The sequence below is a fragment of the Streptomyces kurssanovii genome (assembly GCF_040677245.1).
Lineage (GTDB): Bacteria > Actinomycetota > Actinomycetes > Streptomycetales > Streptomycetaceae > Streptomyces > Streptomyces kurssanovii.
Genome location: NZ_JBFAQK010000007.1, coordinates 151,243 through 171,334, shown reverse-complemented (window position 1 = coordinate 171,334; position 20,092 = coordinate 151,243). Strand labels below are relative to the sequence as shown.

The window sequence follows — 20,092 nt, the reverse complement described above, 5'->3', positions numbered from 1 at the left end:
TGGGACAGTGAACTCGCGCAATGGCTGCTCCTTGTGGCGCTCCGCACAGCGCCGTGACCGTACCCCACGATTTCGTCGGGCGGGAGGGTCCCCGTGAACTGTGGACGAAAGACGTAGACACAGGTCAGGGGTGGTGGACGGAGAGCGGACGGCCGCACGGGAGCCGATTACTGACCGGTGGGTAAGGAGTCCGGCTCCCAATCTCCACCGAATCTGTACGGCGTGATCACCGCCGCTCTACGGGCGACGGTCCCGGTCCGTACCGGATGGAACGCTTCCGTCGAGTTTGCGGCGCACGGTGTCCGGTCGGGGGTCGCTGTCGCCGGTCGCCGGTCGGCCGCCGTTGCCGTCAGCCGGGCGCGGGGCCGTGGAGCCGGTCGCCCGCCGCCAGCAGCGAGGCGGCCAGCGCCGTGGCGGCCTCCTTGGCCGCGTCCCTGCGGCGGCCCTGGAGAAGCACGAAGTCGACGGTACCCAGCTCGGGCAGTCCCGCCCGGTCGGGAACGGTCACCAGGCCGGGCGGGATCAGCCCCCGGGTGTGCGCCATCACGCCCAGACCGGCGCGGGCGGCGGCCACCAGCCCGCTGAGACTGCCGCTCGTACAGGCGATCCGCCAGGACCGGCCCGACTGCTCCAGCACCTCCAGGGCCCGCGCCCGGGTGACGGCCGGCGGCGGGAAGAGGATCAGCGGCAGCGGGCGCTCGGGATCCACCCGCAGTCCCTCTGCCGAGATCCACACCATGCGGTCCCGCCAGACCAGCTCGCCGTGCGTGGCGCCAGGGCCGCGCTTGGCGAGCACCAGGTCCAGCCGGCCCGCCTCCAGCCGCTTGTGCAGGGTGCCGGACAGCTCCACGGTGAGCTCGAGGTCCACCTCGGGATGGTCGCGGCGGAACGCCTCGAGGATCTCCGGCAGCCGGGTCAGTACGAAGTCCTCCGACGCGCCGAACCGCAGCCGCCCGCGCAGCCGGGTGCCCGCGAACCAGGCGGCGGCGCGCTCCTGCGCCTGAAGGATCGTGCGGGCGAAGCCGAGCATGGCCTCGCCGTCCTCCGTCAGCTCCACGCTGTGGGTGTCGCGGCTGAACAGCGGCCGGCCGGTTGCGTCCTCCAGCCGGCGCACGTGCTGGCTGACCGTCGACTGGCGAAGCCCGAGCCGGCGGGCGGCCTGCGTGAAGTTCAGCGTCTGCGCCACGGCCAGGAACGTGCGCAGCTGGGTCGGGTCGTACACGCCGTCCATCGTAGACGCGGTCATCGCGGAACGTGATGGCAGTGAGTGCGGTGTACGGGATTCCCGATCGGCCGCGCGGAGAGGAGCATGGAGAGGGCACGACCCTGACCGAGAGCAAGTGGAGCACATGAGCCGCCGCCGTACCCCGCGCCTGCCGTCCTGGCTGCCGATCGACCCGTACATCCTGGCGCTGCTCGGGACCGTGGCTCTCGCGGCACTCCTGCCGGCCTCCGGCCGGGCGGCCGACGTCGCGGGCGGGGCGTCGACCGGCGCGGTGGCCCTCTTGTTCTTCCTCTACGGCGCGCGGCTCTCCACGCGCGAGGCGCTCGACGGACTGCGGCACTGGCGACTGCACGTCACCGTGCTCGCGGCCACGTTCGTGGTCTTCCCGCTGCTGGGACTCGCCGCCCGCGGGCTCGAACCGGCCGTGCTCACGCCCGCGCTCTACAGCGGGCTGCTCTTCCTGTGCCTGGTGCCCTCCACGATCCAGTCGTCGATCGCCTTCACCTCGATGGCGCGGGGCAATGTGCCCGCGGCGATCTGCGCGGGCTCCTTCTCCAGCCTCGCCGGCATCGTCCTCACGCCGCTGCTGGCGGCCCTGCTGCTGGGCGGCGGCGCCGGAGGCTTCTCCGCGGACTCGCTGCTGCGGATCGTGCTGCAACTCCTTGTGCCCTTCCTTGCGGGCCAGTTGCTGCGCCGCTGGGTGAGCGGCTTCCTGGTCCGCCACAAGAAGGTGCTCGGATACGTCGACCGGGGCTCGATCCTGCTCGTCGTCTACACGGCCTTCAGCGAAGGCATGACCGCCGGCGTCTGGCAGCAGGTCACCCCCGTGCGGCTCGGCGCGCTGCTCGCCGTCGAGGCGGTGCTGCTGGCGGCGATGCTGACGGTCACCTGGTTCGGCGCGAAGCGCCTCGGCTTCGGGCGGGCGGACCGGATCGCGATCCAGTTCGCGGGCTCCAAGAAGAGCCTCGCGGCGGGACTGCCCATGGCGACCGTGCTGTTCGGGGCGCAGGCGAGTCTCGCGGTGCTGCCGCTGATGCTCTTCCACCAGATGCAGCTGATGGTCTGCGCGGTGATCGCGAAGCGCCGCGCCCACGACCCGGACCCCACCGCGCCGGCCCCGCGCCGTGCGACGTCCGCGCCCGACGCGCCTGCCGCGCCTGCCGCGCCTGCCGCGCCTGCCGCGCTGCGAAGCCGATGAACGCCGCGAAGCCGGTGAGCCCTGCGAACCGATGAACCTGCGCACCCGGTGAACGCGGTCCGACCGGCCGCGCCGACGCGAAGACGCCGACCGGTCCGGTCCTTGGAGCCGCGGACGCGTACGGTGCCGTGGGCGCGGCGAACTCTGTCGCATCACACGACGGCGACGGCATCGCGGTGACCGCGTGTCCGGCCGCCCGCCGGCTCGGCGGGCGGCCGAACACATGGGCTCAGGGCCCCTGGACGTGTCCGGCGTCACCGCGGCCCCGGGCCGGGTACGGGGTGCACGGCTGGGAAGATCACCCGGTGACGACGTTCGCCATACGCCCTTTCGGCGCCCGCCCCTGCACCCTTGTCGTCTGCCGTGGCTGCTGCTGCGGCGACGCACGCAAGAACCCCGGTACCGACCACGCCGGGCAGCTCGCCAGACTGCGGGACGCCGCCGCCGCGTCCGGGGGGCGGCTCGCGGTGCGGACCAGTGACTGTCTCGGACCGTGCGGTCAGGCCAACGTGATCGTCGTGCAGCCGTCGACCGAGGGCCGCCGCCGCGGGGCGCGTGCCGCGTGGATCGGCTGGGCGCTCGACGACGACGCCACCGACGACGTGCTGGCGTGGGCGGCGGCCGGCGGGCCCGGGATCGCCGAACCGCCGGCGACGCTCACGCTCCAGATGATCCCGCCGCCGTCCGGCGGCGTCCGCACGCGGTAGCCGCGCTCGCCGCCGCCGTCCCGGCGACTCGGGACCGCGCCCGGTCGGCCGGGACGGCGGCGGGACAGGTCCACTTCGGCATCGTCCGCGGCGGAGCGGACGTCGGCGAGCCCACTGGGCGTGCGCCCCGGCGTCGACCGGTCCGCCCGCCCGGTGGTCGGTGTCCTCCAGGTTGCAGCCGACCGCGCCGATGTCCAGCAGCCGGTCCACCAGTTCACGCGGCCGCATGCCGGATCCCGCTTCTGCGTCCACCGTGACCGGGACCGACACCGTCCGAGCGACCGGCCGGCCGCGGCGAACATCTCCTGCCACGGCGCGCCCTCGCCGTCGGGACGACCGAGCACCGCCCAGACGGCGGCGTGGGAACCCGGCTTCGGCCACGACCGCCGCGCCGGCCGCGTCCCATACGTTGGGCAGGACGAGCGTCTCTTTGCCGTGCGGCTCGCGGAGCCTTGCGGCGCGAGCCTTCAGAGGTTCCGCCACGAGCGAGGTCGAGGGGGTGCCCCCGCCGAGCGGCGCTTCCTGCTTCGGGCCTGCCGTCGCGGTGCCGCGTGACCTGACCGTCCTCGACATCCCCGCCGCCCGTTCGGACGCGTGTCGGTTGCCCGCCGTTCGGGTCGCCGGTGGTATGGCAGGGGCCGCTGTCGCAGGGCCGACTCCCGTCAGCCGCGAGGGAAGGGCCCGTCCATGCCAAGGACCGTCATGGGGATACCGCTCAAAGGGACCGCGGGCACGGTGGCCGGGGCGTTGGTGATGCTCCTCGGAGCGGTCGGCCCGGCGTCCGCCGGCGGCCCCGGCGGCGACGCCACCGTGGTCCTGAAGTGGAAGTCCTGCAAGGGCGAGGCGCAGGCCGGGTTCGAATGCGCGGTGGCGAACGTGCCGCTCGACCACGCCCGCCCCGATTACCGCAGCATCGAGCTCGCCGTGATCCGTCACCGCAGCGCCGAGCCGGCCGAGCGGCTCGGCACGCTGTTCTTCAACCCCGGTGGTCCGGGCGGCCCCGGGACCGTCGGGCTGCCGGAACTGTACGAGAAGTTCCCACGCGCACTGCGCGACCGCTACGACATCGTCAGCTGGGACCCGCGAGGCGTCGGCGAGAGCACGGCCGTGCGCTGCTTCGTCACCGCGGAGGAAGCCACCGTCTGGCACGCCCAGGTGCCCCCGTTCCCGGTGGGCGAGAAGGAACAGCGCGCGTTCACAGCGGCGTACTCCGATCTTGCCCAGCGCTGTGAGCGGCGCGATCCGGAGCTGCTCCGCCACGTCTCGACCGCCGACACGGCCCGCGACCTGGACCTGCTGCGCCGTGCGGTGGGGGAGGAACGGCTGCATTACTGGGGCATCTCCTACGGCACACTGATCGGCGCGACCTACGCGAACCTGTTCCCCGAGCGGGTCGGGCGCCTGGTGGTCGACGGGAACGTGGACCCGCGTGCATGGGCGAACGGGGGAGCGACCGGTGAGCCCGAGCTGAACACCTTCCTGCGGCTCGGCTCCCACCGGGGCTCCGCCGAGACGCTGGGACAGTTCCTCGACCACTGCGGCCGCGCACCCGTGGAGCGCTGTGTGTTCTCGGCAGGCAGTCCGAAGGCGACCCGTGCCAAGTACGACTCCCTGCTCCGGCGCTTGGAGAGCCGGCCGGTAGGGGAGTGGACGTACGCACGGACAGTGAGCGAGGTGCGCGGCGAGCTCTACACCGTGCACCCCGGCTGGGCCGGGACCGCGGACACGCTGGAAGCGCTGTGGGACGGCCGGGCGCCCGTGGAGCCCACGGCTTCGGCAGGGCCGGCGCGGTACCCGGGCTTCGAGCAGTCGCTCGCGGTCCTGTGCGCGGAGAGCCCCAACCCGCGGTCGCCGGGACGCTACCTTGACCTGGAACGGCGGGCGGTGGCGGAGGCAGGGGCGCTGGGTCGCTGGTGGGCGTGGGCCAACGAGCCGTGTGCCGCTTGGCCTGCCCGGGCGGCGCACCCTTACACCGGCCCGTGGAACCGGCCGACCGCCCACCCGGTGCTGGTGGTCAACCCGACCTACGACCCCTCCACCCCGTACACCGCGGGCCGCGCGATGGCCGAGGAACTGGGCAGGGCGCGGCTGCTGACACTCGACGGGTACGGGCACACCGCTCTGGACAATCCGAGCGCATGCGTGGCGCGTCATGTGGTGCGCTACTTCCTCACCGGTGCCCTGCCGCCGGAGGGGACCCGGTGTGCCCAGGACCTCCCCCCGTTCGTCGAGCGGGCCGCGGATCCGGCGGCGCCGACCGTGTCGGCGGGCACGCCGTCCGAGCGCCGGCTGCCGGGCGCTGCGACTGAGGGATCGCTGCCGTACAGCGTGTGGCCGCCGGCGGTCTCGGGCCTGTTGCCCGCGTACCGTGCCCCGGCCCCCTGATCAGCGGCCTCCGGACAGGCCGCTGAGCGGCCGCGCACACGGAGGGACCCGGCCGGCGCAGGGGGCGCTCCCCGCCGGCCGGGTCCGTATCCCGTGCAGCGGGGCGCGTCAGACCCCAGTGCGCAGGGCGATGCGCTCGTCGCCCGCGTACACGTTCATGTTGTTGCCGCGCAGGAAGCCGACCAGCGTCAGACCGGTCTCCGCCGCCAGGTCCACCGCCAGCGACGACGGCGCGGAGACGGCCGCCAGCACCGGGATGCCCGCCATCACCGCCTTCTGCGCCAGTTCGAAGGACGCCCGACCGGAGACAAGGAGGATCGACCGGGAGAGCGGCAGCCGGTCGTCCGTCAGCGCCCGGCCGACGAGCTTGTCGACCGCGTTGTGCCGGCCCACGTCCTCCCGGATGTCGAGCAGCTCGCCCTCCGGGGAGAACAGCGCCGCCGCGTGCAGGCCCCCGGTCCGGTCGAACACCCGCTGCGCCGCGCGAAGCCGGTCGGGGAGGCCGGCGAGCAGAGCGGGCTCGACGCGGACCGGGGGAGTGTCGGCGATCGGGAAGTGCGCCGTGGTGCGTACGGCGTCCAGGCTGGCCTTGCCGCACAGGCCGCAGGACGACGTGGTGTAGACGTTCCGCTCGAGGGTGATGTCCGGGACCGGGACACCGTCCGCGAGCGCCACGTCCACCACGTTGTACGTGTTGGTGCCGTCCTCCTTGGCGCCCGCGCAGTACACGATCGACCGCACCTGGGAGCCGGCGTGCAGCACGCCCTCGCTGACCAGGAAACCCGCCGCGAGCGCGAAGTCGTCGCCCGGGGTGCGCATGGTGATGGCGAGCGGCTTGCCGTTCAGCCGGATCTCCAGCGGCTCCTCGGCCACCAGTGTGTCGGGACGGGACGTGACCACCCCGTCCCTGATGCGGATGGTGCGGCGGCGCTCCGTGACCCGTCCCATGGCGATCAGTCCCATTCGTTCGATCAGCGCTGCTGTACGTGTTGGTAGCCGAAACGGCCCTTGATGCAGAGGTTGCCGTGGGTCACCGGGTTGTCGTGCGGCGAGGTGACCTTGACGATCTCATTCTCCTGCACATGCAGGGTGAGGTTGCAGCCGACGCCGCAGTACGCGCACACGGTCGTCGTCTCGGTCTGGGCCGACTCGTCCCAGGTCCCGGCCGCGCGCATGTCGAACTCGGACTTGAAGGACAGCGCCCCCGTCGGGCACACCTCGATGCAGTTGCCGCAGTACACGCACGCCGAGTCGGTCAGCGGCGCGTCGTGCTCCGTGGAGATACGGGCGTCGAAGCCGCGCCCCGCGACGGCGATGGCGAACGTGTTCTGCCACTGCTCGCCGCAGGCGTCGACGCACTTGTAGCAGAGGATGCATTTGTCGTAGTCGCGGACGTAGAGGTCGTTGTCGATCTTCGGTTCCTCGTTCACACGGGCCGCTTCCGGGCCGAAGCGGTCCGGCTTGGCCTCGTACTCCTTGATCCACTCCGCGGCCCGCGGCGTCGTGGACAGGTCCGTGGACGAGGCCAGCAGCTCCAGCACGACCTTTCGGCTGTGCCGGGCGCGCTCCGTGTCGGTCAGCACCGTCATGCCGGGCTCTGCGCGCCGGGAGCACGCGGGCGCGAGGGTACGTGCGCCCTCGACCTCCACGACGCACACCCGGCAGGCGTTCTTGGGGGTCAGCGTGTCGCCCTGGCAGAGCGTCGGTATGTCCTTGCCGGCGGCACGGCACGCGTCGAGGATCGTGTCGCCCTCGGGGACTCTGACCTCCTGGCCGTCGAGGGTGAACTCGACCAGCCGGCGCGGCATGTGGAGGGGGATGGCGGTCATTCGTAGGCTCCCAGCCGGTCGATGGCGGATTCGACGGCGTTCCAGGCGGTCTGCCCGAGGCCGCAGATGGAGGCGTCCCGCATGGCCCGGCCGACCTCGCGCAGCAGGGCGATGTCACCGGCCGCGTCGGCGCCCGTACGGTCCTTGATGCGGTGCAGCGCCTCCTCCTGTCGGACCGTGCCCACCCGGCAGGGCACGCACTGGCCGCAGGACTCGTCGCGGAAGAACTCCGCGATGCGCAGCAGGACGCGCGGCAGTTCGACGGTGTCGTCGAGGACGAGCACCACACCGGACCCCAGCGTCGTACCGGCGGCGCGGGTCCCCTCGAAGGTGAGCGGGATGTCCAGCTCGTCGGGGCGTACGAAGCTGCCGGCGGCCCCGCCGAGCAGGACCGCGCGCATCGTGGCCGGCGGGCCGGCGAGCTCGATCAGCTCGCGCAGGGTGACACCGAACGGCAGCTCGTAGATGCCGGGACGGGCGACGTTGCCGGACAGGCAGAACAGCTTCGTCTCCTCCGTCCGTCCGGTGAGGATCGGCAGGACGTTGACGAGCGTCTCGACGTTGTTCACGGCCGTCGGCTTGCCGAACAGGCCCTTCTCCACGGGGAATGGCGGCTTGGTGCGGGGCTCGCCGCGGTACCCCTCGACGGAGTTGAAGATCGCGGTCTCCTCGCCGCAGATGTAGGCGCCCGCGCCGCGCCGGATCTCGATGTCGAACGCGTAGCCCTGGCCGAGGACGTCCTGGCCGAGGAGCCCGCGGGCGCGGGCGGAGGCGATGGCGTTCTCCAGGAGGCCGAGCGCGCGGGGGTACTCGCCGCGGAGGTACAGGAAGCCCTTGTGGGCGCCGATGGCGTAGCCCGCGATCGTCATCGCCTCGATCAGGGCGTACGGATCGCCCTCCATCAGTACCCGGTCCTTGAAGGTGCCGGGCTCGCTCTCGTCCGCGTTGCAGACCAGGTAGTGGGGGTGGTCGGCCTGTGACGCCGTCGCCTGCCACTTCCGCCCGGTGGGGAACGCGGCCCCGCCGCGTCCCAGGAGCCCCGCGTCGGTGACCTCTCGGATGACACCGGCGGGGCCCAGGGCGAAGGCGCGGCGGAGGGCGGTGTAGCCGCCGTGGGCGCGGTAGTCGTCGAGGGAGGCCGGGTCGACGACGCCGACGCGTGCGAGCAGGGTCAGCGCCGGGTCCCCCGCCTGGGGGACGGCGGCGCCGGCCGACGGCTCCGCGGGGGCGAGGTCCGGGGCGGCGGTGGCGGCGGCGAGGGCGGTGGGGGTGGCGGGAGCGATGACGGCGGTGGCGTAGGCGGGTTCTCCCCCGCCGCGCCCCTCCCCACCCCGTGGCTCCGCCCCGCCCCCCACGCCCGCCCGCACCCCGGCGGCTCCGCCCCCGGCCCCGCGCGCATCGAGCGCCGGCGGGGCTGGACTTGCGTCCCGGCTCTGTCCTGAATCCCGCGGATCGAACGTCGGCGCGGCGGGACGGGCCCCTTGGGCGGGGCTCTGGCCGGTTCGCTCCGCGGGATCAGCCCGGCCGGCGTTCGAGGCCACCGCACGGAGCGCGGTACCGGGGTCGGGGTCGGAGCCCGGAGTGCCGCCACGAAGGGGCGATCCGGGGGCCGGGGCCTGTCCCGGTGCCGGAGAGGGGGAGGTCCCCGCGCGGATCAGCAGGGCCGCCGGTGCGCGTTCGCACAGGCCCAGGCAGGGGCTCGGCTGGACGGAGACGTCCGGGCCGAGGGCGGCCGCCGCCGACAGCGAGCCGCCGCGCGCCGCGCACGCCAGGTCCGTGCACACGTGCAGCACCTTCGCGGGCCGCGGCCGCACCGAGAACATGGAGTAGAACGTCGCCACCCCGTACGCCTCCGCCGGCGGCACCGTCAGACGCCGGCAGATGTAGTCGAGCGCCCCTTCGCTCAGCCATCCCACCCGGTCGTTGACCGCGTGCAGCGCGGGGAGCAGCAGGTCGCGGCGGTCCCTGGCCGCCGCGCCTCCACGCGCCCAGCGCAGCTCGTCGGACGAGCGGCCGGAGCCGCCCTCCCAGCCGGTCTCCGGAGCGCCGAGCAGCGCGTCGACCGCTTCCCGTTCCGCGTCGGTCGCCTTCGCGGTTTCGGTGAACTTCAGGTCCATGCGGGCACCAGCTTCTCGATCCGGACGGCCGAGGCCTTGAACTCCGCGGTGCCGGCGATCGGGCAGTTCGCCTCGATCGTCAGGGAGTTGGTGTCGACCTCGTCGGGGAAGTGCATCGTCATGAAGGCGAGCCCCGGCCGCAGCCCGGGGTCGACCCACACAGGGGCGGTCACGGAGCCACGGCGTGAGGTGACGCGGACCTCCTCGCCGAACCGGACCCCGTACGCCTCCGCGTCCTCGGGGCAGAGTTCGATGTACTCGCCGCGCCGCAGCGGCGAGGCGAAACTGCCGCTCTGCACGCCGGTGTTGTACGAGTCGAGCCGTCGCCCGGTCGTCAGCCGCAGCGGGTACGACTCGTCGGTGAGGTCGACCGGCGGGTCGTGCCGCACGAGCCCGAACTCGGCGGGCGCCCCGCGCCTGGCCGGGTCCTTCTCCCACAGCCTGCCGTGCAGGAAGCTCGACGGCAGCTCGGAGACGTCGGGGCAGGGCCATTGGAGGCCCTGGTGCTCCTCCAGCCTCTCGTACGTCATGCCGTAGTGGTCGGGGGAGAGCGAGCGCAACTCGTTCCAGACGGCCTCCGAGTCGTCGAACTTCCAGTCGTGGCCCAGTCGTTCGGCGATGTCGCAGATGATGGCGATGTCCTCACGGGCCTCGCCCGGCGGCACGAGCGCGGCCCGCACCCGCTGCACCCGGCGTTCGCTGTTGGTGGTGGTGCCGTCCGTCTCCGCCCAGCCCGCCGTCGCGGGCAGCACCACGTCCGCCAGCTCGGCGGTCCTGGTCAGGAAGATGTCCTGGACGACCAGGTGGTCGAGCGACTCGAGCCGCCGTACGGCCTGCCCGCTGTCCGCCTCCGACTGGGCCGGGTTCTCGCCGATGCAGTACACGGCACGGAGCTCGCCGCTCTCCATCGCCTCGAACATCTCGGTCAGCGTCTTGCCGTAGCGGGGCGGGACGGCCGCGCCCCAGGCGCGTTCGAACTTCTCGCGCGTCTCGGGGTGGAGGATGTCCTGGAAGCCGGGCAGCCGGTTGGGGATCGCCCCCATGTCGCCGCCGCCCTGCACGTTGTTCTGACCGCGCAGCGGCTGGACGCCCGCGCCGTACCGGCCGACGTGACCGGTGAGCAGGGCGAGGTTGATCAGCGCCCGGACGTTGTCGGTGCCGTTGTGGTGCTCGGTGATGCCGAGGGTCCAGCAGAGCTGGGCGCGTTCGGCGGTGGCGTAGGCGTGCGCCAGTTCCCGGATCGCCGCGGCCGGCACGCCCGTCACCTTCTGCGCGGCGCTCAGGGTCCACGGCTCGACGAGCTCCGCGTACTCCTCGAAGCGGGTCGTCGCACGCTCCACGAAGGCCCGGTTGACCAGGCCGGCGTGGATGATCTCGCGTCCGACGGCGTGGGCGAGCGGAATGTCGGTGCCGACGTTGAGGCCGAGCCAGCTCTCCGCCCACTCGGCGGTCGAGGTGCGGCGCGGGTCGACCGCGTACATCTTCGCGCCGTTGCGTATCCCCTTCAGTACGTGCTGGAAGAAGATCGGGTGCGCGAAGCGGGCGTTGGAGCCCCACATGACGATGAGGTCGGTGTGGTCGACCTCCTCGTAGGAGGACGTGCCGCCGCCGGAGCCGAAGACCGCGGACAGGCCCGCCACGCTGGGCGCGTGACAGGTGCGGTTGCACGAGTCGACGTTGTTGGTGCCCATCACGACACGGGTGAACTTCTGTGCCACGTAGTTCATCTCGTTGGTGGCGCGGGCGCAGGAGAGCATCGCGAAGGCGTCGGGCCCGTACGCCTCGCGGGTCCGCCGGAAGCCGGCCGCGGCCCGCTCCAGCGCCTCGTCCCAGCTCGCCCTGCGCAACTGCCCGTCGTCGCCGCGGACCAGTGGATGGGTGAGCCTCGGATACCGCTTCTGCGGCTTCTTCTTCATGCTGCGCTCCCTGTGGAGGGGATCGAGGTCGATGCGAGGAGGTCGGCGAGTGCGTGCACGGCGCACAGCTTCGGTACGGGGGTCTTCGTCAGCGCGGCCAGTTCGACGACGGCGGCGAGCAGCACGTCCAGCTCGAGCGGCTTCCCCTTCTCCAGGTCCTGGAGGGTGGAGGTCTTGTGGTCGCCCACGCGCTCGGCGCCGGCGAGACGCCGCTCGACGGAGATCTCCGGCCGGCAGCCGACGGCGGCCGCGACCTCGAGCGTCTCGTGCATCATCGTCTCGACCAGCGCCTTCGTGTCCCGGTGGCGGCAGATCTGCGCCATCGTGGCCCGGGACAGCGCGCTGATCGGGTTGAAGGAGATGTTGCCGAGCAGCTTGATCCAGATGTCGTTGCGCAGATCCGGTTCGACGGGGCACTTGAGCCCGCCGGCGATCATGGCGTCGCTGAACTCGGCACAGCGCGCCGAAAGGGTCCGGTCCGGCTCGCCGATGGAGAACCGGGTGCCTTCCAGGTGCCGTACCACGCCGGGTGCCTCGAGTTCCGTGGCGGCGTAGACGACACAGCCGATGGCGCGTTCCGGCGGCAGGGTCGCGCTGACGGCGCCGTCCGGGTCGACGCTTTCGATGCGGCGGCCGGCGTACGGCCCGGGCAGGCCGTGGAAGTACCACCAGGGGATGCCGTTCTGGGCGGCGACGACGGAGGTCCGCTCGTGCAGCAGCGGGTGCACCAACGGGCCCGACGCCGCGTACGAGTTGGCCTTGAGACCGAGGAAGACATGGTCGACGGGGCCGACGGACGACGGGTCGTCGGTGGCGTTCGGACGGGCGGTGAAGTCACCGCGGGGACTGAGCACACGGACGCCGTCGCGGCGCATGGCCGCGAGATGGGCGCCGCGGGCGATGAGATGGACCTCGGCGCCGGCGCGATGGAGCGCGGCCCCGACATACGCGCCGATGGCTCCGGCGCCGACAACTGCGACTTTCACGGGGCTCTCCGTTCGGTTGACGACCGAGCGAGGGAGGAATGTGATGAGGGTGAGTCGACAGAATATTGTCTACAGTATGCCTTTCGGGGGGTCAAGGGTCGCGTCGCACCGGGCCCGCGAGTGCCGCGCACCCTTCGGGAAGCTCCAAAGTCCGGGGCGGGAAGCTGTGGGATCACATGCCGCCGTACCGGTCGGTAGCAGCCAAGACTGGGTCTTTCCTGCCCACTGATCGAGGAGAACCCCATCCATGACCGGCTCACGTGTCGTCGCGCTCGGGCACTATCAGCCCTCCAAGGTGCTCACCAACGACGACCTGGCGGCCATGGTCGACACCAGTGACGAGTGGATCCGCAGCCGTGCCGGCATCCGGACCCGCCATGTCGCGGGGCCCGACGAGCCGGTCGACGAGCTTGCCGCGCACGCCGCGGCCAAGGCGCTGGCCGCCGCAGGGCTGACGGCCGCCGACATCGATCTGGTGCTGGTGGCGACGTCGACCGCTGTCGACCGCTCGCCCAACATGGCGGCGCGGGTCGCGGCCCGGCTGGGAATGGGCTCGCCCGCCGTGATGGACCTCAATGTCGTCTGCGCCGGCTTCACCCACGCCCTCGCCACCGCCGACCACACCCTGCGGGCCGGGGCGGCCTCCCGGGCGCTGGTCATCGGGGCGGACAAGATGGCCGACATCGTGGACTGGACCGACCGCTCGACCTGCGTACTCGTCGGTGACGGCGCCGGCGCGGCCGTGGTCGAGAGCGTCCCCGACGGAAGGGAGCCGGGCATCGGCCCGGTGCTGTGGGGTTCGGTCCCCGAGATGGGGCACGCGGTGCGGATCGAGGGCACCCCACCGCGCTTCGCGCAGGAGGGCCAGGCCGTCTACCGGTGGGCCACCACGCAGCTGCCGCCGATCGCCCGCAAGGTCTGCGAACGTGCGGGCGTCGCGCCGGAGGACCTCGCGGCCGTGGTGCTGCACCAGGCCAACCTGCGGATCATCGAGCCGCTCGCGCAGAAGATCGGCGCCGTCAACGCCGTCGTCGCCCGCGACGTCGTCGACTCCGGCAACACCTCGGCGGGGTCGATCCCGATGGCGCTGTCCAAGCTGGTCGAGCGTGGTGACATCGGGTCTGGCGACCCGGTGCTGCTCTTCGGTTTCGGCGGCAACCTCTCGTACGCGGGCCAGGTCATCCGCTGCCCCTGACAGTCCGGGGCGGCACACTGAACGGCATGGCGAACAAGCGGAGCGCCGGGCTGCTGCTGTGGCGGCGGCGGGAAGCCGGCGTCGAGGTCCTGATCGGGCACATGGGAGGCCCGTTCTGGGAGACACGCGACGAGGCGGCATGGTCGATTCCCAAGGGTGAGTACACCCCCGACGAGGAGCCGATGGCCGCGGCGCGGCGGGAGTTCGAGGAGGAACTCGGGCTCCAGGCCCCGGAGGGGGAGTGGCATCCGCTCGGCGAGGCACGCCAGTCGAGCGGCAAGCTCGTGACGGCCTGGGCGCTGGAGGGCGATCTGGACACCTCCCTCGTCGTGCCGGGAACCTTCACCATGGAGTGGCCGAGGGGGTCGGGCCGGCTCGGCGAGTTCCCGGAGGTCGACCGGGTGCGGTGGTGCGGGCTGGACGAGGCGCGGCAGAAGCTGGTCAGCGGCCAGCGGGTCTTCCTGGAGCGACTGATTCCGCTCGTCGGACGGGACGGTTGACGTGACCGGTTCGGGACCCGTCGACGTGACCGGCATCTCGGTGTCGGTGACGATTGCGCTCGGTAGACTGTAGACGATAGCCAATTCCTCGATCGCTGTAGTCGTCCGTAGTCGTCCGCTCCATCGCCCGGAAGGGGACCGCCGATGCTGTCCGCAGGACTGCCGCAGGGAACCGTGCCCAAACTGGAACGGCCCGGCCCGCTGCGTGAGCGCGTGTACGAGGCGCTGCTGGAACTGATCACCACCCGCGCGCTGCGGCCCGGCCAGCACCTGGTCGAGAGCGAGCTCGCCGGTCATCTCGGCGTCTCCCGACAGCCCGTGCGCGAAGCGCTGCAACGGCTCAACACCGAGGGCTGGGTCGATCTTCGCCCCGCCCAGGGCGCGTTCGTCCACGAGCCGACCGAGTCGGAGGCCGACCAGCTCCTGTCCGTGCGCACGCTGCTGGAGGCGGAGGCCGCCCGGCTCGCGGCCGCGAACTCCGGCACGGCCGGCATCGAGGCCCTCGAGGAGCTGTGCGCCAAGGGGGAGCAGGCCGTCGCGGACGACGACGTCGACCTGGCGGTCGCCACCAACGCCGCCTTCCACGCCAAGGTGATGGAGCTCGCCGGCAACCTGGTCCTGGCGGAGCTCGCGGGGCAGGTCGACCGCCGTGTCCGCTGGTACTACACCCCGGTCGCCCGGCAGCGGGGGCGCCAGTCATGGATCGAGCACCGCGAACTGATCGCGGCGATCTCCGCCCGTGACGAGACGCGGGCCACGGAGGTCATGCGGGCGCACACGGAGCACACCCGCAAGACCTACCACCAGCACGAGCAGTCCTGACGCGGCGCCCGGCCAGGCGGCCGGGCGGTTCGGGCCGGACCGGCGGTCCGGGCGGCGGGTGAGGGCCGGCGGTCCCGGCGGGGGGTTCGGGCGGGGGTGGGTTCGAGCGGGGGTCAGGGCCGGCCCGCGGACGGCCGCATGTCGCCGTGCCGAGGCCTTCCTGTCGGTGGTAGCACTGAGTGCGCGCCGACGAAGGAGAGCCGTCATGGGAAGAATCGTGATCAGCGAGAACGTCTCGCTCGACGGAGTCGTCCAGGATCCGACCGGTGACGAGGGCTTCGAGCGCGGCGGCTGGTTCGCCCGGATCGGGGACAAGGACCGCGGAGGGTGGGCAGAGGCCGAGTTCGACGAGGCGCTGCGCGCCGATGCCCTGCTGCTGGGGCGGCGGAGCTACGAGTGGTTCGCGGCCCGGTGGCCCTCCCGGAGCGGCGCGTGGGCGGACAGGCTGAACAGCATGCCCAAGTACGTGGTGTCCTCCACCCTCGAAGATCCGGACTGGAACAACTCGTCGGTATTGAAGGGCGAGGTGCCGGGTGCGGTGTCGAGGCTGAAGCAGGAGCTCGCCGGGGAGATCGTCGTCTACGGCAGCCGTCAGCTCGCCCGCACGCTGATGGAGCACGATCTGGCCGACGAGCTGCGGCTGATGGTCCACCCGGTCGTGCTGGGCGCAGGCGAGACGGTCTTTGGCGGGACCAGCGAGGAGATGTCCGTCCGCCTCCTCGACAACCGCACCGTCGGCGACGGTCTCGCCTACCTCACCTACGAGTTCGTCCGCGACGCCTGACGTCCGTACGCCCGCCTCCGTACCCCCTCCAGCCGGGGCGCGCGCGTCCACCCGGCCCCGGTACGGGCAAGGACGACGGGGCTCCGTGCCGGCCTGACGGCCGCTCTTTGTCCCGGGTGTGGAGAAAGTTGGGCCGGAACTGCGCGCAAGTTCTTCCCAGTTCGGTAAAGCGCTGCTACGTTCCCCTCGAAAGCCCGACGGAGACAGCCGACTGGGTCCCCAGCCGAAGGCCAGGGGAGGGGAGGGGCACGTGAGACGGATGACCGCTCGACCCGCGAACGCGCATCAGGCGCGACTGCTCCGGCTGCTGCGTGACGGCGGGCCCAACTCGCGCGCGCAGCTGGGGGACCAGGTCGACCTGTCCCGGTCCAAGCTCGCCGTCGAGGTCGACCGGCTGCTCGAGACCGGACTCGTCGTCGCCGACGGGCTCGCCGCCTCCCGCGGCGGCCGCCGGTCCCACAACATCAGGCTCGCGCCCGCGCTCCGATTCCTCGGTGTGGACATCGGCGCCACGTCGATCGATGTCGCCGTCACCAACGCCGAGTTGGAGGTCCTGGGGCATCTCAACCACCCCATGGACGTCCGCGAGGGCCCGGTCGCCGTCTTCGAGCAGGTGCTGTCGATGGCCGCCAAGCTCAAGGCCTCCGGTCTCGCGGAGGGCTTCGACGGCGCGGGCATCGGCGTCCCCGGCCCGGTCCGCTACCCCGAGGGCGTGCCGGTCGCGCCCCCGATCATGCCCGGATGGGACGGCTTCCCCGTACGGGAGGCCCTCAGCCAGGACCTCGGCTGCCCTGTCATGGTCGACAACGACGTGAACCTGATGGCCATGGGCGAACAGCACGCCGGTGTCGCGCGTTCCGTCGGGGACTTCCTGTGCATCAAGATCGGCACGGGTATCGGCTGCGGCATCGTCGTCGGCGGTGAGGTCTATCGCGGTACGACCGGCAGCGCCGGCGACATCGGCCACATCCAGGTCACCCCGGAGGGCCGCGCCTGCGCGTGCGGCAACCGGGGCTGCCTGGAGGCGCACTTCAGCGGCGCCGCCCTCGCCCGCGACGCCGAGGACGCGGCGCGGGCGGGCCGGTCGGTGGAGCTCCTCACCCGGCTGGAGGCGGCCGGGCGGCTCACGGCCGTGGACGTGTCGGCGGCCGCCGCGGCCGGCGACGCCACGGCACTGGACCTCATCCGTGAGGGAGGGAACCGCCTCGGCCAGGTCATCGCCGGGCTCGTCAGCTTCTTCAACCCGGGTCTCGTCGTGATCGGCGGCGGGGTCACCGGCCTCGGCCACACCCTGCTCGCGAGCGTACGGACCCAGGTCTACCGGCAGTCCCTGCCGCTCGCGACCGGCAATCTGCCCATCGTGCTGGGCGAGTTGGGACCGACCGCCGGCGTCATCGGCGCGGCCCGGCTCATCAGCGACCACCTGTTCTCGCCGGCCTGACAGGGCCGGACGACCCGCAACGCACCACAGCACCGCAACGCACCACAGCACCGCACGGCACGGCACGGCACCACAGCAAAGCACCGCACGGCACCACACCACCGTTGCAGTACCGAACGGCATCACCCGCATCACCCCGCAGTCCCGGAACACCACGGCGCCACCCGCACGCCGACACCAGCACCACCCGCACGCCCCCGTGCCACCCGGCACACCGCGCCGCGAACGGCGGCGCCCCGCACTGGTCGCATGGCACCCCCAGGCCACGCCCGCTCCCACCCGTACGCCCCGGCACGCGTGACGCCAGGGGCGCCCCAGAGCCGCCCGTAACCGCTTCCGTACCCCCGTCCCGCCCTGCCCGCTCACCGGCCGCACCCGCCGAGGGGATTCGTCATGGCACCAGAACCACCCCTGCTCACCATGTCCGGCATCACCAAGTCGTTCCCGGGCGTCCGCGCCCTGGACGGCGTGGACCTCGAGGTCCAGGCCGGTGAGGTCCACTGCCTCCTCGGCCAGAACGGCGCCGGCAAGTCCACCCTGATCAAGGTGCTCGCCGGGGCCCACCAGCCCGACGGCGGAGAGATCACCTGGCGGGGCGAGGCCGTTTCCCTCAAGTCGCCCATCGCCGCCATGCGCCTCGGCATCGCCACGATCTACCAGGAACTCGACCTGGTGGAGGGGCTGTCCGTCGCGGAGAACGTCTTCCTCGGGCACGAGCCCACCACGGCCGGATTCGTCGTGCGCGGCGGGACCGCCCGCACCGCTGCCGCCGGTCTCCTCAAGAGGCTCGGCCACCCGGAGATCGACCCCTCACGGCTCGTCGGCGACCTCTCCGCGGCGCAGCAGCAGATCGTCTCCATGGCCCGCGCCCTCTCCCACGAGGTACGGCTCATCGTGATGGACGAGCCGTCCGCCGCGCTCGACCCCGACGAGGTCGACAACCTCTTCCGCATCGTGGGCGACCTGACGGCGGAGGGGGTCGCCGTCGTCTACATCTCCCACCGTCTGGAGGAGATCCGGCGGATCGGCGACCGGGTCACCGTCCTCAAGGACGGCAGGGCCGTCGCGGTCGGCCTGCCGGCCAAGTCCACCCCGACCCGCGACGTGGTCGCCCTGATGACCGGGCGCAACGTCGAGTACGTCTTCCCCGAGCGTCCCGCCGTCGGCGCCGCCGCGGGCAGGGAACCGGTGCTGAGGGTCGAAGGGCTCACCCGGCACGGCGAGTTCGCGCCCGTCGACCTGGAGCTGCGGCCCGGCGAGATCGTCGGCCTGGCGGGACTGGTCGGTTCCGGACGCAGCGAGATCCTGGAGACCGTCTACGGCGCACGCAGGGCCGACGCCGGCCGGGTTCTCGTCGACGGCACCGTCCTGCGGCCCGGCAGCGTCCGTGCCGCCGTCCGCGCCGGCATCGGCCTCGCCCCCGAGGAACGCAAGGCGCAGGGCCTGCTGATGCTCGAGTCGGTCACCCGCAACGTCTCGATCTCCACCCTCTCCCGCTTCTCCCGTTCGGGCTGGCTCGACCACCGTGCCGAACGGGCCGCCGCGCAACAGGCCACCAGGGAACTCTCGTTGCGCCCCGACAACCCCGACGCCCGTATCCGCACCCTCTCCGGCGGCAACCAGCAGAAGGCGGTGCTCGCCCGCTGGCTGCTGCGCGGCTGCAAGGTGCTGCTGCTGGACGAGCCGACCCGCGGGGTCGACGTCGGCGCCCGCGCCGAGCTCTACGCAGTGATCCGCCGGCTGGCCGACGAAGGCCTCGCCGTACTTCTCGTATCCAGCGAAGTGCCCGAAGTCCTGGGCCTCGCCGACCGGGTGCTGGTGCTCCGCGAAGGCAGCGTCGTGCACACGGCGGACGCCCGGGAGCTCGACGAGCACCGCGTACTCGACCTCGTGATGGAAGGGAGCTGAGACGGCATGACGCAGCCGGCCACCCCGGCGCAGCAGGACGCGCCGATGCCTGCCGCCAAGTCCGCACCGGACAAGGGGGGTTCACGCCGTCCGCTCGGACTGCGCCTCGACGTCCGCAATCTGTCGCTGCTCGGTGTGCTCGCCGTGCTCGTGGCGGTCGGCGGCATCACCAAACCGGACGAGTTCCTCGCGACGAGCAATCTCCAGCTCGTCCTCACGCAGGCGTCCGTCATCGGTGTCGTCACCGTCGGCATGACCTTCGTGATCACCAGCGGAGGGATCGACCTGTCCGTCGGCGCCATCGTGGCGCTCGCCTCGGTGTGGGCGACGACGGTGGCGACCCAGGAGTACGGCTTCACCGGCATCCTCTTCACCGCCGTGATCGTGGGCGTCGGCTGCGGGCTGGTGAACGGCCTGCTCATCGCCTACGGCCGGATGGTGCCCTTCATCGCCACCCTCGCGATGCTCGCCTCCGCCCGCGGTCTCGCCCTGCAGATCACGGACGGCAAGACCCAGATCGTCACCGTCGACTCCGTGCTCGACCTCGGCATCAGGGACGCCTACATCCTCGGCATCCCGCCCCTGGTCCTGGTCTTCGCCGCGGTCACCGTCATCGGCTGGCTCGTCCTCAACCGCACCACCTTCGGCCGGCGCACCGTCGCCGTCGGCGGCAACGCGGAGGCCGCCAGGCTCGCCGGGATCGACGTCCGCCGCCAGCGGCTCTATCTCTACCTGCTGTCCGGCCTGTGCTGCGGCATCGCCGCCTTCATGCTGATCGTGCTGGCCGGCTCCGGCCAGAACACCAACGGCAACCTCTACGAACTCGACGCCATCGCCGCGGCGATCATCGGCGGCACCCTGCTCAGCGGCGGCCGCGGCACCATCGTCGGTTCCGTCCTCGGTGTCCTCGTCTTCACCACGATCACCAACATCTTCGCCCTCAACAACCTCGAGAGCGCCGTCCAGCAGATCGCCAAGGGCGCCATCATCGTCGCCGCCGTACTGGTCCAGCACCGGACCCTGCGCGGCGGAGACGCCTGACGCGCCGCAGCGTGCGCGGGGGCCGGGCCTGACACCGC

At 72.4% G+C, this 20,092-nt stretch carries 16 protein-coding genes and 1 pseudogene; 10 read left to right on the top strand and 7 right to left on the bottom strand.

What is annotated here, in order from left to right; translation table 11 throughout:
• Positions 1-349 precede the first annotated feature (349 nt).
• Positions 350-1,231 carry a LysR family transcriptional regulator gene (locus AB0K36_RS08515; protein ID WP_364590251.1) on the bottom strand — a complete coding sequence of 294 codons (882 nt, stop codon included), beginning with the start codon at positions 1,229-1,231 and terminating at the stop codon, positions 350-352.
• A gap of 118 nt (positions 1,232-1,349) precedes the next feature.
• Between AB0K36_RS08515 and AB0K36_RS08510 the strand changes: the two genes are divergently transcribed.
• Positions 1,350-2,423, top strand: a complete 1,074-nt coding sequence (locus AB0K36_RS08510; RefSeq protein ID WP_364590150.1) for a bile acid:sodium symporter family protein — start codon at positions 1,350-1,352, stop codon at positions 2,421-2,423.
• A gap of 305 nt (positions 2,424-2,728) precedes the next feature.
• Positions 2,729-3,130: a (2Fe-2S) ferredoxin domain-containing protein gene (locus AB0K36_RS08505; protein ID WP_189464528.1), complete on the top strand. Its 402-nt coding sequence runs from the start codon at positions 2,729-2,731 to the stop codon at positions 3,128-3,130.
• A gap of 180 nt (positions 3,131-3,310) precedes the next feature.
• Here the strand turns inward: AB0K36_RS08505 and AB0K36_RS08500 are convergent.
• A pseudogene (locus tag AB0K36_RS08500) lies at positions 3,311-3,703 on the bottom strand (isocitrate lyase/phosphoenolpyruvate mutase family protein); the annotation flags it as partial.
• Between the two features lie 129 nt (positions 3,704-3,832).
• On the opposite strand from AB0K36_RS08500, the gene AB0K36_RS08495 reads away from it, so the two are divergent.
• Positions 3,833-5,515, top strand: a complete 1,683-nt coding sequence (locus AB0K36_RS08495) for an alpha/beta hydrolase (protein WP_364590147.1) — start codon at positions 3,833-3,835, stop codon at positions 5,513-5,515.
• 108 nt (positions 5,516-5,623) lie between these two features.
• On the opposite strand, the gene fdhD is transcribed toward AB0K36_RS08495, so the two are convergent.
• From fdhD to AB0K36_RS08470, 5 genes are read right to left on the bottom strand one after another with little or no spacing between them, the layout of a single operon-like run.
• Positions 5,624-6,463 carry a formate dehydrogenase accessory sulfurtransferase FdhD gene (fdhD, locus tag AB0K36_RS08490; RefSeq protein WP_364590248.1) on the bottom strand — a complete coding sequence of 280 codons (840 nt, stop codon included), beginning with the start codon at positions 6,461-6,463 and terminating at the stop codon, positions 5,624-5,626.
• Positions 6,464-6,486: 23 nt separating this feature from the next.
• Complete coding sequence (locus AB0K36_RS08485) at positions 6,487-7,344, bottom strand: 2Fe-2S iron-sulfur cluster-binding protein (RefSeq protein WP_364590144.1); 858 nt, start codon at positions 7,342-7,344, stop codon at positions 6,487-6,489.
• The gene (locus tag AB0K36_RS08480; protein ID WP_364590141.1) at positions 7,341-9,461 is read right to left on the bottom strand and encodes an NADH-ubiquinone oxidoreductase-F iron-sulfur binding region domain-containing protein; all 2,121 of its coding nucleotides are present in this window, start codon (positions 9,459-9,461) and stop codon (positions 7,341-7,343) included. Before AB0K36_RS08480 ends, AB0K36_RS08485 begins: the two co-directional genes overlap by 4 nt.
• The gene (locus tag AB0K36_RS08475) at positions 9,452-11,377 is read right to left on the bottom strand and encodes a molybdopterin oxidoreductase family protein (protein WP_364590138.1); all 1,926 of its coding nucleotides are present in this window, start codon (positions 11,375-11,377) and stop codon (positions 9,452-9,454) included. Before AB0K36_RS08475 ends, AB0K36_RS08480 begins: the two co-directional genes overlap by 10 nt.
• A complete protein-coding gene (locus tag AB0K36_RS08470; protein WP_364590135.1) occupies positions 11,374-12,363 on the bottom strand; it encodes a 2-dehydropantoate 2-reductase in 990 nt (329 codons plus the stop codon). The genes AB0K36_RS08475 and AB0K36_RS08470 overlap by 4 nt, the downstream gene beginning before the upstream one ends.
• Before the next feature lie 247 nt (positions 12,364-12,610).
• On the opposite strand from AB0K36_RS08470, the gene AB0K36_RS08465 reads away from it, so the two are divergent.
• From AB0K36_RS08465 to AB0K36_RS08435, 7 genes are all read left to right on the top strand, one after another.
• On the top strand, positions 12,611-13,558 hold the full coding sequence (locus AB0K36_RS08465; RefSeq protein WP_364590132.1) for a beta-ketoacyl-ACP synthase III: 948 nt from the start codon (positions 12,611-12,613) through the stop codon (positions 13,556-13,558).
• 26 nt (positions 13,559-13,584) lie between these two features.
• Positions 13,585-14,058, top strand: coding sequence for an NUDIX hydrolase (locus tag AB0K36_RS08460; RefSeq protein ID WP_364590129.1), 474 nt, complete (start codon positions 13,585-13,587; stop codon positions 14,056-14,058).
• 144 nt (positions 14,059-14,202) lie between these two features.
• Complete coding sequence (locus AB0K36_RS08455; protein WP_189464532.1) at positions 14,203-14,880, top strand: GntR family transcriptional regulator; 678 nt, start codon at positions 14,203-14,205, stop codon at positions 14,878-14,880.
• A 205-nt stretch (positions 14,881-15,085) separates the two neighbouring features.
• Positions 15,086-15,664 (top strand): dihydrofolate reductase family protein, encoded by a 579-nt coding sequence (locus tag AB0K36_RS08450; protein WP_364590126.1) that lies wholly within the window; start codon positions 15,086-15,088, stop codon positions 15,662-15,664.
• A gap of 259 nt (positions 15,665-15,923) precedes the next feature.
• The gene (locus AB0K36_RS08445) at positions 15,924-17,105 is read left to right on the top strand and encodes an ROK family transcriptional regulator (RefSeq protein ID WP_364590125.1); all 1,182 of its coding nucleotides are present in this window, start codon (positions 15,924-15,926) and stop codon (positions 17,103-17,105) included.
• Between the two features lie 393 nt (positions 17,106-17,498).
• A complete protein-coding gene (locus tag AB0K36_RS08440; RefSeq protein WP_364590122.1) occupies positions 17,499-19,013 on the top strand; it encodes a sugar ABC transporter ATP-binding protein in 1,515 nt (504 codons plus the stop codon).
• Positions 19,014-19,019: 6 nt separating this feature from the next.
• Positions 19,020-20,054, top strand: coding sequence for an ABC transporter permease (locus AB0K36_RS08435; protein ID WP_364590119.1), 1,035 nt, complete (start codon positions 19,020-19,022; stop codon positions 20,052-20,054).
• The last annotated feature ends 38 nt before the right edge of the window (positions 20,055-20,092 follow it).

What these genes read in the sequence shown, in the direction of transcription:
- AB0K36_RS08515 (WP_364590251.1), bottom strand. Translation starts at nt 1,231, where the DNA reads ATGGACGGCGTGTACGACCCGACCCAGCTGCGCACGTTCCTGGCCGTG.
- AB0K36_RS08510 (WP_364590150.1), top strand. Translation starts at nt 1,350, where the DNA reads ATGAGCCGCCGCCGTACCCCGCGCCTGCCGTCCTGGCTGCCGATCGAC.
- AB0K36_RS08495 (WP_364590147.1), top strand. Translation starts at nt 3,833, where the DNA reads ATGGGGATACCGCTCAAAGGGACCGCGGGCACGGTGGCCGGGGCGTTG.
- fdhD (WP_364590248.1), bottom strand. Translation starts at nt 6,463, where the DNA reads ATGGGACGGGTCACGGAGCGCCGCCGCACCATCCGCATCAGGGACGGG.
- AB0K36_RS08485 (WP_364590144.1), bottom strand. Translation starts at nt 7,344, where the DNA reads ATGACCGCCATCCCCCTCCACATGCCGCGCCGGCTGGTCGAGTTCACC.
- AB0K36_RS08480 (WP_364590141.1), bottom strand. Translation starts at nt 9,461, where the DNA reads ATGGACCTGAAGTTCACCGAAACCGCGAAGGCGACCGACGCGGAACGG.
- AB0K36_RS08475 (WP_364590138.1), bottom strand. Translation starts at nt 11,377, where the DNA reads ATGAAGAAGAAGCCGCAGAAGCGGTATCCGAGGCTCACCCATCCACTG.
- AB0K36_RS08465 (WP_364590132.1), top strand. Translation starts at nt 12,611, where the DNA reads ATGACCGGCTCACGTGTCGTCGCGCTCGGGCACTATCAGCCCTCCAAG.
- AB0K36_RS08460 (WP_364590129.1), top strand. Translation starts at nt 13,585, where the DNA reads ATGGCGAACAAGCGGAGCGCCGGGCTGCTGCTGTGGCGGCGGCGGGAA.
- AB0K36_RS08455 (WP_189464532.1), top strand. Translation starts at nt 14,203, where the DNA reads ATGCTGTCCGCAGGACTGCCGCAGGGAACCGTGCCCAAACTGGAACGG.
- AB0K36_RS08450 (WP_364590126.1), top strand. Translation starts at nt 15,086, where the DNA reads ATGGGAAGAATCGTGATCAGCGAGAACGTCTCGCTCGACGGAGTCGTC.
- AB0K36_RS08445 (WP_364590125.1), top strand. Translation starts at nt 15,924, where the DNA reads ATGACCGCTCGACCCGCGAACGCGCATCAGGCGCGACTGCTCCGGCTG.
- AB0K36_RS08440 (WP_364590122.1), top strand. Translation starts at nt 17,499, where the DNA reads ATGGCACCAGAACCACCCCTGCTCACCATGTCCGGCATCACCAAGTCG.
- AB0K36_RS08435 (WP_364590119.1), top strand. Translation starts at nt 19,020, where the DNA reads ATGACGCAGCCGGCCACCCCGGCGCAGCAGGACGCGCCGATGCCTGCC.